Source organism: Pseudoalteromonas distincta (genome assembly GCF_005877035.1).
Lineage (GTDB): Bacteria > Pseudomonadota > Gammaproteobacteria > Enterobacterales > Alteromonadaceae > Pseudoalteromonas > Pseudoalteromonas distincta.
In genome coordinates this window covers 539,509-553,382 of sequence record NZ_CP040559.1, presented here as the reverse complement: position 1 = coordinate 553,382, position 13,874 = coordinate 539,509, and the positions used below count along the sequence as shown (strand labels likewise).

At 38.0% G+C, this 13,874-nt stretch carries 11 protein-coding genes; 3 read left to right on the top strand and 8 right to left on the bottom strand.

Annotation, left to right across the window (positions count from 1 at the left end; all coding sequences use genetic code 11):
- Window positions 1-46: 46 nt before the first annotated feature.
- Window positions 47-2,461 (top strand): TonB-dependent receptor, encoded by a 2,415-nt coding sequence (locus tag FFU37_RS19195; protein ID WP_002960583.1) that lies wholly within the window; start codon window positions 47-49, stop codon window positions 2,459-2,461.
- A gap of 85 nt (window positions 2,462-2,546) precedes the next feature.
- Window positions 2,547-4,130 carry a tetratricopeptide repeat-containing sulfotransferase family protein gene (locus tag FFU37_RS19190; RefSeq protein WP_138490335.1) on the top strand — a complete coding sequence of 528 codons (1,584 nt, stop codon included), beginning with the start codon at window positions 2,547-2,549 and terminating at the stop codon, window positions 4,128-4,130.
- A gap of 339 nt (window positions 4,131-4,469) precedes the next feature.
- On the opposite strand, the gene FFU37_RS19185 is transcribed toward FFU37_RS19190, so the two are convergent.
- From FFU37_RS19185 to FFU37_RS19160, 6 genes are all read right to left on the bottom strand, one after another.
- Complete coding sequence (locus FFU37_RS19185; protein WP_008165663.1) at window positions 4,470-4,901, bottom strand: universal stress protein; 432 nt, start codon at window positions 4,899-4,901, stop codon at window positions 4,470-4,472.
- Between the two features lie 322 nt (window positions 4,902-5,223).
- Window positions 5,224-6,045, bottom strand: a complete 822-nt coding sequence (locus tag FFU37_RS19180) for a hypothetical protein (protein WP_238719438.1) — start codon at window positions 6,043-6,045, stop codon at window positions 5,224-5,226.
- Between the two features lie 194 nt (window positions 6,046-6,239).
- Entirely contained in the window at window positions 6,240-7,847 is a 1,608-nt protein-coding gene (locus FFU37_RS19175; protein WP_138490334.1) for an LA2681 family HEPN domain-containing protein, read from the bottom strand.
- Window positions 7,848-7,954: 107 nt separating this feature from the next.
- On the bottom strand, window positions 7,955-9,322 hold the full coding sequence (locus FFU37_RS19170; RefSeq protein WP_138490333.1) for a glycosaminoglycan attachment protein: 1,368 nt from the start codon (window positions 9,320-9,322) through the stop codon (window positions 7,955-7,957).
- An 89-nt stretch (window positions 9,323-9,411) separates the two neighbouring features.
- Entirely contained in the window at window positions 9,412-10,698 is a 1,287-nt protein-coding gene (locus FFU37_RS19165) for an AAA family ATPase (RefSeq protein ID WP_138490332.1), read from the bottom strand.
- A gap of 381 nt (window positions 10,699-11,079) precedes the next feature.
- Window positions 11,080-11,292 carry a hypothetical protein gene (locus tag FFU37_RS19160; RefSeq protein ID WP_138490331.1) on the bottom strand — a complete coding sequence of 71 codons (213 nt, stop codon included), beginning with the start codon at window positions 11,290-11,292 and terminating at the stop codon, window positions 11,080-11,082.
- A gap of 181 nt (window positions 11,293-11,473) precedes the next feature.
- Here FFU37_RS19160 and FFU37_RS19155 point away from each other — a divergent pair, with 181 nt between their 5' ends.
- Complete coding sequence (locus FFU37_RS19155) at window positions 11,474-12,442, top strand: hypothetical protein (protein WP_138490330.1); 969 nt, start codon at window positions 11,474-11,476, stop codon at window positions 12,440-12,442.
- A 295-nt stretch (window positions 12,443-12,737) separates the two neighbouring features.
- Here the strand turns inward: FFU37_RS19155 and FFU37_RS19150 are convergent, their stop codons facing one another.
- Together FFU37_RS19150 and FFU37_RS19145 are read right to left on the bottom strand one after the other, a co-directional pair.
- Window positions 12,738-13,283: a DUF7010 family protein gene (locus tag FFU37_RS19150; protein WP_039488420.1), complete on the bottom strand. Its 546-nt coding sequence runs from the start codon at window positions 13,281-13,283 to the stop codon at window positions 12,738-12,740.
- 55 nt (window positions 13,284-13,338) lie between these two features.
- The gene (locus FFU37_RS19145; protein WP_039488419.1) at window positions 13,339-13,743 is read right to left on the bottom strand and encodes a hypothetical protein; all 405 of its coding nucleotides are present in this window, start codon (window positions 13,741-13,743) and stop codon (window positions 13,339-13,341) included.
- Window positions 13,744-13,874 lie beyond the last annotated feature (131 nt).

Genomic DNA, 13,874 nt, shown 5'->3' with positions numbered 1-13,874 from the left:
AACTTAATTTACTAATGTAAAACATTTGAACTGGGGATCACTTTTTATGTTTAAACCAAGCTTGTTAACCTTGGCTATTTCGAGCGCTGTTTCTAGCGTATTTTTATTGCCTAATGCCGCACTTGCTCAAGAAGAAGTTGCAGCTAAAAACAAATCACTCGAAGTAATCGAAGTTACAGCAACAAGGCGCAGCGGCTCTGTGCAAAATGCACCGCTAAATATTACAGCCCTTGATGCTGATATAATGAAAGATCAAAATATCAGTGAGCTTGCGGATGTAGCGCGCTGGGTACCTGGTTTAACAATTACCGATCAAGGTGGCCGCTCAGGCTCGCCTATTATTGTTCGTGGTTTAAATACAAACTCGTCTGGTCCATCATCAGATGGCGGCACGGTATCTACTTATATAAACGAAATTCCTGTTTCGGTAGATATGCGCCTAGTAGATATTGAGCGTGTTGAAGTATTAATTGGGCCACAAGGCACCCTTTATGGTGCAGGCACATTAGGCGGTGCAATTCGTTACATGCTTAAACAGCCTGAGCTTGATTTTACATCGCTTGAAGTTTACGGCGACCTGTTTCAAACAAAAGAAAGTGACTCTTTAGGTGGCGAAGGCGGTTTTATATTTAACCTTCCTATTATCGAAGATAAATTAGCAGTGCGCGCCAGCTTAAACGTATATGAAGATCCGGGTTTTATCGATTACGGCTACGTAGTACGTGAGCCTGGCGTATCGTTGCCAGATCCAGATTGGAGCGATAGCTCAGCAGTTAGTAACAACCTTAAAAATGTAAAAGACGCCAACGGCGAAACCACCACTACAGGTCGTATTTCTGTTCGCTTTAAACCAAATGAATCGTTTGAAGGTACGCTTAACTACTTTTACCAAAACCAAGACAGCGAAGGCCGCTCGATTGTTCATTACAACAGCCTTAATTCAAACAACGGTTTAAGCGACGTAATAGGTAAATACGAATCGGCTTATCGCTTTGAAGAGCCGCGCGAGAAAAAAGATCAATTACTAAGCCTTGAGCTAAAAGCCGATTTAGGTTTTGCAGAGCTAGTATCGGCTACTGGTATTTCGAGCTTTGATGCCGACGGCCAACGCGATCAAACCGATTTACTTATTCGCCTTGATTATGGCTATGAAGAATTCCCAGCGTTTTCATCTTTCACGCGTGAGATTGAAGAAGAAGACACCTTCACCCAAGAGCTGCGTTTAGTATCGCAAGGCGATAGCGACTTAAACTGGATTGTTGGTGCGTTTTACAACAAAATAGAAACGGATGCTTCTAGTAAAGAGTTTACGCCTGGCTTTGGTGACTTTGCAGTAGAAAACTTTGGCGCTTCGCAGTCTCGCCCAGATCAACTTGAGTACTTCTCGGTAGATCGTACCGAGATAACAGAATCAGCTTTGTTTGGCGAAATAGGCTACCAAGTAACAGAAAAACTAGACGTAACTTTAGGTATGCGTTTATACCAATACGACGTTGAATCTGAGTCAGCTGTAGATTTTCCATTATTTAATACCTTATTTGATGACGCAGCACCTGATGCTATTTCATTAAACTTTGAAAAAAATGAAGCTGACGATAACGGCAGCCTCTTTAAGTTTAATGCTAAATACCAATTCACAAATTCAGTCATGGGCTATGTAACGGTAAGTGAAGGATTTAGAATCGGCGGTTCAAATGGTTTAGCACCGTGTCCTGATCCATTACCAGCTAACCAAGCAGGTTGTGGTAGTCCAGAAGAAATGCTTTACGATGCCGATACAACAACAAACTACGAGTTAGGCTTTAAAAGCACCTGGTTTAGAAGCCAACTTCATTTTAACGCCGCGCTATTTAACGTAGATTGGGATGATGCACAAATTGCGGGCGCTACTGATGTAGGCCAACTACCGTACTTATCTAACGCAGGTAGCGCTAACGCAAAAGGGATTGAAATATCTACCCGTGCCATTTTATCTGACTCGTTTTCAGTTTATGCAACCTATGCTTATACAAAAGCAGAGCTAACATCAGATGCGCCATTTTTGTTTAATGCTGATGGTACCGATGGCGCAGAAGACGGCGACCGTTTACCAGGCTCTCCAGAGCATCAGTTCTCAATGGGTGTAAACTATCAAACAGATGTATTTAACGACAAAACGCTTGATATTAACTACGGTCTAACCGCGCAAAGCGATGTAATTACAAGAGTTGGCTTGCATGACAATGGCGAAACACTACCAGGTTACAGCTTAAGTAATATATCAGCTAAATTAACAGCTGATGCATGGTCAACTACCCTATATGTTGATAACCTATTCAACAAATACGCAGTTACCTCAGTTCGTCGTTCAGATGCCGATATAACATCAGCAAATGGTGCCGATATACAACGTAACTACGGCCATTACATTAATCGCCCGCTTACGGTAGGTGTTAAATTTAACTACAAATTTGAAATATAATTTATAGTAATTTTTAAACAATGTTTTAAGGCTCAAATTTATTTGAGCCTTTTTATTTTCTTTCACAAAATAATTACCAAAAACCATGCAGCCAAATTTAAAGCAACTTCATCAAAGCGCAATACACTCCCTAAACCAAGGTAAAATAGAGCAAGCACACAAAGCCCTAGTGGAGTTAGTTACACTCAAACCAGACTTTGCTGATGGGTATTTTTTGCTAGCAATGGTTAATTTAACTGTTGGGCAAATACACAAAGCAATAAAGCTCATCGAAAAAGCCCTCACCCTTGGCCAAAGTATTGAATACACCGCGCAACTTGCTAAATGTTACGCACTTACTGGCGAATTACAAAAAGCAAAAAACACCGCACTATCGGTGCCATTAAAACAAATAACTAAAGCCCTTGATGCCGACACACTCGGCGTTGCACTTACTCAAGCAGGTATTCACGAGCAAGCACTTAACTACTTTGAGCGCGCTATTAAACTGGCTACAGCAGCTAACAAAGCTCAACCACCGTTTTATTATAACTACGGTGTAAGCGCTAAGTTTTTAGGACTATTTGATAAAGCCCAACACGCTTTTGAAAATGCCATAGCGCTTAACCCGCTGCACCATCAAAGTCATTTTGCATTAAGTGATTTAACTAAAGTAAGTAAGCAAAACAACCATATTGAGCGCTTAAAAAACGTATTTGAGCAAGTAACGCACCCCGATGCAAAACTGCATATTGGCCATGCTTTAGCAAAAGAGTATCAAGATATTGGTGAATTTTCAGAAGCTTTTAACGCGTTAGAGCAAGGTAAAGTAGCAAAACGTGCTGTGCAGCCGTTTGATCATAAAAGCTCAACTGAGTTGTTTGAACACATTAAACTCTTAAGTGAGCAGCACACACAAGCGCTAACACAAGGTAACCCAACGGCCGAACCTATTTTTGTATTAGGTATGCCCCGCTCTGGCACCACATTAGTTGAGCGTATTTTATCGAGCCACAGCGACGTACAATCAGCCGGTGAATTACAAGACTTTGGCCTAAGTGTTAAAAAGCTAAGCCAAACAAAAACACCTCATGTACTCGACACTCAAACGCTCAGTAAAGCCTACGAGCTTGATTTTAATCAGCTTGGGTCAACCTATTTAAATGCCACTCGCGTAATCACCGGTAGCCATAAGCACTTTATAGATAAACTCCCGTTTAACTTTTTTTATATCGATTTAATAACCAAAGCACTGCCAAACGCCAAAATAATTTGTATGCTGCGCGATCCAATGGACACCTGTATTGGCAACTATCGCCAATTATTTACCATTAATAACCCCTACTACGCGTACTCGCTCGATTTACTCGACACTGCAAAATTTTACAGCCGTTTTTACAAACTAATGCAGCACTTTAGTACCCTGCACAGCAATATAAAATTAGTAAAATACGAAGAATTAGTCGCACAGCCCGAGCAACAAATTAAAGAGTTAGTCAGCTTTTGTAACCTAGAGTGGCAGGAGCAATGTATAGATTTTCACTTAAACACCGCACCGGTCTCTACTGCCAGTAAAGTACAAGTACGCCAACCACTTAACAATAAAGCAATCGGCCGTTGGAAAGCATTTAAGCCACATACTGATAAAGTAGTGGAGTACCTTTTAAAACAAGGTATTAGTATTGAGTAAACGCTTTATTTTACCGGTGGGAAAATCCAAATAGGCGGCTTTGTGCCAATGTAGGTCGGATAAGCGAAGCGCCATCCGACACAGTAAAATACCTTGCCAATTATTATCAACATTTTATGTTGTGGAGTGGTTGGAGGGTGGCCATAAGCGGACCTTAATTATTCAGTCAATTCATGAGGAAAAGACCAGGTTATACATGCAGGTACTGCCCCAGTATGAAACGTTCACTTTCGGGCAATTAAACCGTGTATTGATGTTTACACAACTCACATTTTTACCCAACCTGCTGGCCACTTTGTCCCGTCTAAAACGCAGCGGGACAAGAGATACGCGCCAATTTTATTTGACTATTAACACTGGGCAATCAGCTTTATTGGCGATCGTTTCTGCAACGTTAACATTCAAAAAATGAGAAAGTCCGGTTCTCCCATGACTGGCAATTACCACCATGCCTATATCACCGCTATTAGTCTCATCTAAAATCTCATTAATGGCATCACCATGTCGAATAACCGTTTCAATCTTTAAATCAGTATTTAACTGACCTAATAACTCATGCATTTTACTCGCCGCAGCGTCTTCCATATTTTTAGCTAACTCTTGGGGAGTTATCGCAAGGATCATATAATTTTCATTATCTGAAGGCTGATCAACAATGTGTAAAATACGAATGCCTACTTGATATAAATTCGCCATTTCAATGGCATATTGCAAAGCATGTGATGCAGTATCAGAAAAATCCGTAGGCCATAAAATATTACCTGTTCGCATATTATTCTCCTTCACAATCTAAAATCATATTTTTCAATCATATTACCAACTCCATAAGAATAGACTCGGCTCCATCTCAGCAAGTTAAGTGTAGTGAGTATTAAAAGGTTATCTATTGATTACGATCAATAAATAACAATAAGGCACTAAAAGTAACAATACCTCATCAATTTATGCTTATTGATTAGGCTGTGATTGCGGGGTTTATTACTCTGGTTGTCGTTGTTGTTTCTTTTATAAGGTAATCAATATTTGGAATAATTAGGGTTGACAGTCAGTTTTTACTCACAGTTGAACTTCACAAAAGTGCCAATAACAGCCATTAGTTAGTCTGATAGTAAAAACTGCTATCTGAAACTTTTTGAACAATATCGAATTCCAAACCTATATGGCTATAATCACCAGAAGTTGGAATAGTTGATTTATGGTTAATAACGATTCCCCAGTGGTTATCGCTTATACCTCCAAAGATTATGTTGAGACTCTCTTCGTTTACTCTCGTGATTGCAGCAACATTATACTTAGTCATTACCTCTCTCAGAGCCTTAGTAACTTCAGATAATGCCAACATTTTGGAAGCTTCTTCAGGCTTGGATAGCTTATAGTCACCTGACGGGATGAATCCTGCTTGTTTGGATGGGTAGTAGGTAATAAGCTGCGTTGGACTATAAAACGTGTTATTTATGCGAAAAACATGTGGTGCCGTTTGCTGGACAATATAAATATTTGTATTTTGTCTCAACATTTCAACTTCACTCTTTGAATCCACTAAAAACTGCTTTATCAGCTTAATTCGTTCTTTTTTACATTTTTGCTCCTTGCATATTGAGATACTTGGCAAATTAGAAAGTTGCTTCTTATTAATATTCAGGAACCTACTTCCTAATACCCCAAAATTAAAATTTGCAAAGGCTTGCTTGTCATTATTATTGACGAAATTTGTTGGGCGAACATCCAACAGGCTAAATGGAAAGAATGAAGGAAGATATGCTAGCTGTTTATTTGTTTCAGGAAGCATCTTGTCTGCATGTTTAAGCAGCTCTCTATACTCGCTATCAATATCTTCGTTGAAATAGGATGGCATATTTCCATAAGCAGACGTCGCAATTATAAAAGTGCAACACAACAAAAAAGTTCTAATCATTTGTTATTTCAGATCCCTATAAAATAAAAAGTCATTATAATGCTACAGCATAATGCTTTCTAACAATGAAGATTAGCTCAATGTCAGTAGTTCGCTCTTAGCCGAAGTGCGGTTGAGTGCCATAAGCAGACGATCAGGAGTTATAATGTCTGAAGTCAAGACTTAACCTCTTTGGCTTCACCGACATGCGCTTGTTATAAATCTTGGTCTTCAAATATATAATCTTGTCGATAGATGCTATTAGGAAGATAAATAGCTCCATCTTTCTTTTCGTTTAATGCTTTATCACGAACTGCAAACACAAACGAAAATATTGCAGATCTTGTTAATTGCAATATACGTCGAAGATGTTCAATAAAATCATCTTCTTTGATAAATACTATGTTATCCATGAATTCGTAAGACTCGTAGATATCACTTGGAGTCTCACTCTTATGAACAACCACAAACTCATGTTCCAAATCATTTCTTAACTGTTTCAAAAACGACCACTCACCACCTTTTTTTTCATTCAAATCAGTAGCAATACTATACAAAGCTAGGAGCCCCGGGCTTTTAATACTACTAAAAAGTTCTCTTCTACTATCACGGTCGAGTTGCCAAAAACTTTGGAAATAGACCTTTCCATTGGGAGGATAAATGTTAAAAAGCTCGCAAATAGCTATACCTATTTTATCCAATATACCGAAGCATGATCGAAAAGCAGTTCTAAGCTTCTCAACATCTATACCTAGTAATTCATCATTAAAAAGCTCTGAAAAACATGAGTCGTGAAGTAATTCAGAATCACTCTCTGTTGTAAAGTATTCAAAATATAAATGTCGTGCGAACACAAACTCTGACTTTAACCGATTAAGAACCATTTCCATAGGAATAACAAAATCACCAACTACTCCTCCGGCAGTAGGTATAGTTAAGTTATCTCTGGAGCTTCCCGCGCACGGGCAGTACAAGCCATGTTCAGATAAACTTAACTTATTGTCTAAACAAAACCTTCTGTAGCTACTTAGTTTTTCATATTCATCTTTAGTTTTTTCTGAATCATGTAAATCAGGTTCAATACCAGCATCTTCACAAGCTTCGCTAATCTTATTTTCATGAAAAGCAACCTGTTCCTTATAATGCTCAAGCCACATTGGAGGAATCTGCTCTGATAAAAGTACATTTTCATACCCATTTTTAATCTGTTCTAGCATTTGTATAGAAAATGTATTCGAAACTTGGTTTAACATCATAAGAGTTGCAGATCTATTGATCCACGATTGCGGGATATCTTGATTTAATGAATTAACTAGATCGTAGCATTCCATAGCCTCAGCTATTCGAAACTGCTGCTTCAAGGAGTTCCCTAAATTGACGATAAAGATTGGCTTAAATTCTCCAGCATTATTATCGCTGAATGATTTGGTAGCCTTCCAAAGGTCTGTTTTTATCTCTACAAGTTGCTCGATTGTAGAAAAGGTGTGGTTAAATGGGTTCTTCTCACTGATTAAAGTTGATTTTGCATTACTTAAATTGTAAAAGTAGGCACCTTCTCCAATCTGTTCGGCTATCTCATCCTTATGTTCATTGAGAATATTCAAGCCCTTTTGAGCTGAGTCAGTACATGGTTTCATGTGCCCAATATCAATAAATATACTGGCAATGTTAGATATGATTGTAAAAAACTGAGCACTTCTCTTAGCATCTTCATTGACTTGTTGAAACAAAATATCGGCACCGTTCATAGCCTCATCAAACTGCCCAACACTTACTGCCTCTGACAATCTATTTAACTCCATTGCTATGACTTTTATTTCCATGAAAATTCCGATTGAGATTTATAGCGCCCACGTTAAGCGGACAAAATTAGTTGAGGAAAGAAACGTAACCAATTGTTTTGTTACGACTTAAGCTGCTTATATGGCCTTTATTTCGTTAGTTTCATATTTATTGTTGTAGACGAATACGGATGAAATTCAGGTAATGAACTTACTATTTGCCCGTCATCAAAGTGATGGTGGGCAATTGAAGGAAAAAGCTCTTCTGATACTGGAAATTTAGCATTTGGGTTGTGAAACATTGATAAGCCTTCTGCCCATGTTTCTTTTGATTCTGTAGTTACCTGATACATAAACATTTTTGGCAATGAAGCGTCAGGGTTATGGTCATGATACATGCCGATACGTTGCATGATTATGTTATCGCCTCCAAAACCTGCCTGTTTACCTATACGGTTAAATTTAGATATTGTGCCACTTGCAGAAAATATAATAGCGCTCACGTTTTCGGTATCAGGCTGAAAGAAATATCCAGAAGGTATCTCTTTACCATTCAGCTCATGTTTATCAATTTTTAATGCCGAAATTACTAACTTCCCATCTTTGTCATAATTAAATTCATGTTTAACGCCATAAAGGTAGTTAATCAATGCATTTGAACTCCACTGCATTGATTGATCATCATGAAAATCAGCTATGGCGAAAACTAGAGGGTTTCCTTTAACATGTTCGAGATTCCAATATTCTTTCTTTAATTTGGAATATAAAGGACTGCCAAATTTTATTGGCATTTCATTTTCATGTTTTTCTTTGATCTCAGATGGGTCTAAATATTTCGGTTCGACTTTAAAAGCAGAAACAGGATTGTCTGGCTTTCTCCCAACTATAACTGCTTCAATTGCTACCTTCTGTCCATATTTCTCAACAATAAAATCTGGCGCATTGTATTCTCTATCAAAGAACAGTTGCTCCTCATTAAGGTAAGTATTTAGGTAAAGCTCCCACAGTCTCGCATCAAAGCCTGTACTTTGAAATTGCTCTACAAAGTTACCATCAATATCAACAAAGTGTGACATTAGCTCATTAATAACAGTTTTAGCGGGTGCAAATGCTTCTTCTTGCGATAATTTTGAAAAATATAAATGTTGTTTGCGCGCAGGAACAACAGGAGTGAATAGATCTACATTTTTTTGGTTGTCTCCTTGAGGAAACTCTTTTTTACCTTGACCGACGTGCCATTTTATACCACCTTTCACCCAATTGGTTGCTTCCTCTTGGGTTTCAATTGACGCTTCAACATCGAAAGCCCTAAATCTATCTCCTTCATCTCTTCCGAATAAAACTCCAACAAAATCGTTATCGATTGTATCTCTTAGAACAAGTCCTAAAACAATTTCATTATCATCAGTATAGTATGCCAGCTCTTCACTTATATATGCAGCGGCTGGACTTCTTGATTGTGCAGCAAGTGCATTAAACCGTTTAGGATCTAAATCTAAAACTTTTATTTCATCCATAATTACACCAAATCTTTAAGAAAGCCTAACGCTTTGCTCACCGGAAAATTAGGAGCGCAACGACTAATTTTACCGTGTGCAGCAATTTGTTAGGTGCTTGCGTTACTTGATTTCGTCTTGGCTAGTTTCTTGGGATCTATTTCTATCGATGAATCTCCCGCTTTTAGTTTTACGGAAGATGCGCTGCCCATAAGCGCTGATGCCAGCTGATCTGCTGGATGATGCAGCGGGTCAATTTTTTCCTTTTCATTAGAGAAAAGATTATTAGATAAACTATCCAATAACTCTGGCGGTATGGCGGTTCCTTTTGCATCTTTCCATTCCAAGCTCGTTTCGACCAACCAACTTGCTCGTTCCATATCTAGCTCAAAGTGTTTAAGTTCAAACTCTGATTGAGAATGTAGCTCAAACCACCTATTCATCCATCGAATAAGGAATATAACCGAACCAATTGCACCAGCGGAATAAATAGCTTGCTTGATGCTAGCGATAATTATTTTGTTAATATCACTACCTTGAAGAACTTCATAAAACTCCTTAACAGATACTCCAGCCAAGACAATAAAAATTGCTATCAGCGCAAGCATCGCAATTGCTATTGGTTTACGGAGGCTATTTGTCCCGTCGGTTAAACTAAATTTAGTTTGCCTAGCTTTGATTTCTTTTAATATGTCCCTACGAATTTCTCGTCTAGCATGTGTGTTGCTGCTGTCGTCTAACTCTTTTCTCTTTCTATCAAGCTCGCCTAATTGTTCGGATAACGTTGACTCTTTATTAGCGAACTCTTCATCTAATGTTGCTTTTTTGTCATTAAGATCAGATTCAAGTTTGGTAATCCGCTCGCCATACTCTCTGTCTAGTTGCAATCGATACTCATGAGTGCTCTTTACTAGCTCCTCGTTCAAAGACTCCAGTCGTTCGATATTAGAATTATGAATAGCGTCAAATTGAGCTTGTTCCTCACTTGGGCCAGCCAAGCTTCTTTTGGCATCAAAAGCTTTAAGTTTTTTATTAATTGTGGCAATTGCCTCAATTATGATTTCGTTATCAACAGTACCTTGCTGGTGATTTCTTCGAAATACAATTTCATCAAAGATGCCTGACTTTTCTTGAGGTTGATAATTACCTCCTCGATGAAAAGAAATAGGCAGACCAGCTAGGTTTAATGAAATGGTGTCAATAATTGCCGAGTTTTTCTTTAAAATTAACTCTAAAGAGTCAGGAAAATCCGCATCTAGATCAACATCACCTATAGCCGCAAAACCCAAAGCATTAACGCTAATTTGCGAAACCCCAGTGATTTTTGCCAAGTCCTTGAAGCAGGAGATTAAAGCCTTATCTGAGGCTCTTGGTATTTTTATTCGTTGATCTGACACTTTTAATCCTTAAATTTATTTGGAGCCACCGTGGCACCTCACAACTTTATCAGAGGACACTTTCCCTATTTTAGCGCGAAACGTCCTTATTTTATGAGTTTCTATTAATAGCAAAAAGCATAAGTTATTGCTAGGCATATATATTATGCTTAGGATGGGTCATTTCGTCACGTGTAAAGGGGAAGATATACTATTAATTAGCCTTACTTAGCTAACCGCGCCCCCCCTGAATGACCGGTTATCGCTGTGAGCTCAAAGCTGAATTTCGGAAGTGTGCCAACAGCAGACATTGGTAACGCCTCGTTAAGAGTCAATAAAATAGGCGACGAAGGAGCAAAAACCAACTGTTTTTTGTCCTTTTAAATGACTATTTAAGTGCTTTTAATAAAGCTTCCCGTTATTTATATACATAGTTTCACATGTCCATTCAACATCTTGTTTGTTAGCCTTAACTTTACTATTAGCAAATTGTTTAGCCATTTCTATTTTACATGATTTCATAAAAGTAGATTTCTCATATGTAAAACCTAAATAAATAGATACTGAAATTGATATTACACCAATAATAAACATAGCTAATGTTTGTGGTTTCATTTGAAATCCTTATCTTTAGTAGTCAACTACAAAGCTGAGCTGTTTCTACTTTGATTGCCGCAGAGTAAGTTGCACGTTTTAATTTCGTCATTTTTTCACCCAAATTTGTATGCTTATTAGCATAACATTTCTTTCTTAATGGGTGGTCAAATTAACTATGCCACTACATAACGAGGGTTCAATGAATAGTGAAGAGTTTGCAGGTAAATACTTGCTCAAGAAATTTAGATTAAAAGGCTCAGACATAGAACGTTATGAGGAGGAAGTAAAAAGTGGAAGAAGCAGCCGTTACCTTTCTCTTCGAGAAATATCACAACTTAAGAGCTATCACACACCTGATTATGTAATCTCAGACGATGTAAATGTACTTCTTGAAGACATATTATTTGTCGACGTTAGTGGTCCGAAAGGTGGTTTGTTAACTAAGACAGAAATTGAACTCGATAAAGAAATAGCTCGCATAGAGTCTAAAATGTCAGTCGGGCAAACTCGCTCTGTAGAGTTAACTAAGCAAGTGAAACCGTTGATTCAGGGTGTCAAAAGCAAATTAATAAAAATCAACAAGAAGTATGGTTGTAATAGGGACTATAAAGGTTCTACCTCACCAAACAATGGAATCGTTTACTGCATGGAAGAGGAACGTGTGCCTGAACATCACAAGAATACAAAGCATAACCTTGGAGCTTTTCAGTTATCAATAACTACACTAGAGTTGCTGGATTTATTATCCAGTGGAAAATGTCAGTTTAATGATATTGAGCAACTTGGGCTTAATCGTCCTGTTGTCTTTGAGTTCAATGAACTGTACAAAAACATCAGTTTTATAGCTTTTGTTGGCAGAGAAATTTTGGAAAATCAGTCATACATATTTGTTAATAGTGAGTTTTTACGTTGTTCTAACAATATAATGGCTCGAGCAATCAAAAAGATGCCCTATGTAAATGGCAATGGTTTTCGAAGTACGAGATGTCCAAAATCAAAGCTGTTGATTGACATCAATCTTTCTGAAATAACCGAAGAATATCCATATGTTTTTCCGTATGGAAATATAAATTATAAGGGTAATGCAATGCCCGGCGCAGATGCACCTCTAGAAGAGGTTGATCTGTCAAAGACCCATCAACAATTCAACGATGGCTTCTCAAAATAATGCTTTAAAAACAATTCAAGAGTGACTCACGCTTTGTATTATTAGGTGTTGAGTGCCATTGTCAGGTACTTGACACCTTCATTAGGTGTTATGACGCCCGCTTCGCACTCAGCTTTTCTGCATCTCTAACGCGTTTTTGTCCAAAAGTGTTTTAGAGCGACCGTCCGCTTCTCGCTCTAAGCTGACTAGTGGATACATGCAATTTGCAGATACTCAATACTTTAAAAAGCCTTTGCTATATACCAAGCTGAAGGGTAACTCCAGCAGCATACTATTTTGCGATTATAAGAGCTTGTTATTCTGTTTTTAAAACCATACCTTTCGATTGGGCAAATATCACTAGCGCAAATACTATTTCGGTTATCCCGCCAATAAAGGCGCCGATTACAAAATTAGCATTTAATACAATACACAACATGCCAGAAAACATAAGCGAAACACCTAAAATCCAGTACACTTTCATGCCATATAAAGTGTTGAAAACTAAATAGCGAACACCAATTATCATCAGCATTATTGAATAAAACCATTCAGCTTGAAGTTTTGCTACATAAAACGCTAAAAACAAACCAACAAATAAAATAATAGTGCTTTCTAAGGCCAATTTACCTAATGGGTTTTTAGGGTCATGATTGCCAGAGCGTTTAAGCGCTTTTGAAAGTAGCATGGCTAAAGGATGTATAAACATACCACCAAAAAACAAAGTAAGCATACTCGATTGATTTGAATGCAGTAATGCGACAAAGCCAGCTATACACCAAACCAAGCCAGACACTAATACACCGGTTCCACCACCGAAGTATGCGAGGTTCATATTTTGTTGCGCATCTTCAAACTTCATAAAAATCCTTAATTTTAGAAATATCCCTAATTTAATATTATCGCATCGTTATTAATTACAAATCGTTACTCGAATACACACTTAAAATAGGGAACTTATAATCGGCAAACGATACAGTAACCGATTGTGTTTCGTTGCCTTTAAAACCGAGTTTAAATTCCATTGGCATGAATCGGCTGCCATCAGCAAAAAGCGCAAGTAAGTGCTCCTCGCCTAATTCGCGATTGCCCGACGATAAGTTAGTTAGCGTTATAACAGCCCAGCGTTCGCCCTCTTCATTACTCATTAATACATAATTAACGATTTTAAAATCCCCTTTTTTAGGGGTTATGTTGCTATCGTTTGCAAACGATAAGTGCATGCTATTTGGTACTGCACGGTCGACATTTAGCGCGTTAATAGAGTCGGCTTGGGTTGCCCACGAAAGCACCAATAAAATGATCACTAAGGCTTTATTCACTGTTAGTTCCTTTTTATTACCAAGTAACATACCTAGTAAATTACATAACAATAACTGTTTAAATTATATTCGCATTCCATACCTATTATGTAAACAAACAATCATCGTAATTTTATCCAGCGCTTTGGCTG

Bases quoted from the DNA above. Each gene is read 5' to 3' on its own strand.
- FFU37_RS19190 (WP_138490335.1), top strand. From the start codon at position 2,547: ATGCAGCCAAATTTAAAGCAACTTCATCAAAGCGCAATACACTCCCTA.
- FFU37_RS19195 (WP_002960583.1), top strand. From the start codon at position 47: ATGTTTAAACCAAGCTTGTTAACCTTGGCTATTTCGAGCGCTGTTTCT.
- FFU37_RS19150 (WP_039488420.1), bottom strand. From the start codon at position 13,283: ATGAAGTTTGAAGATGCGCAACAAAATATGAACCTCGCATACTTCGGT.
- FFU37_RS19160 (WP_138490331.1), bottom strand. From the start codon at position 11,292: ATGAAACCACAAACATTAGCTATGTTTATTATTGGTGTAATATCAATT.
- FFU37_RS19175 (WP_138490334.1), bottom strand. From the start codon at position 7,847: ATGGAAATAAAAGTCATAGCAATGGAGTTAAATAGATTGTCAGAGGCA.
- FFU37_RS19170 (WP_138490333.1), bottom strand. From the start codon at position 9,322: ATGGATGAAATAAAAGTTTTAGATTTAGATCCTAAACGGTTTAATGCA.
- FFU37_RS19185 (WP_008165663.1), bottom strand. From the start codon at position 4,901: ATGCGAACAGGTAATATTTTATGGCCTACGGATTTTTCTGATACTGCA.
- FFU37_RS19180 (WP_238719438.1), bottom strand. From the start codon at position 6,045: ATGATTAGAACTTTTTTGTTGTGTTGCACTTTTATAATTGCGACGTCT.
- FFU37_RS19155 (WP_138490330.1), top strand. From the start codon at position 11,474: ATGAATAGTGAAGAGTTTGCAGGTAAATACTTGCTCAAGAAATTTAGA.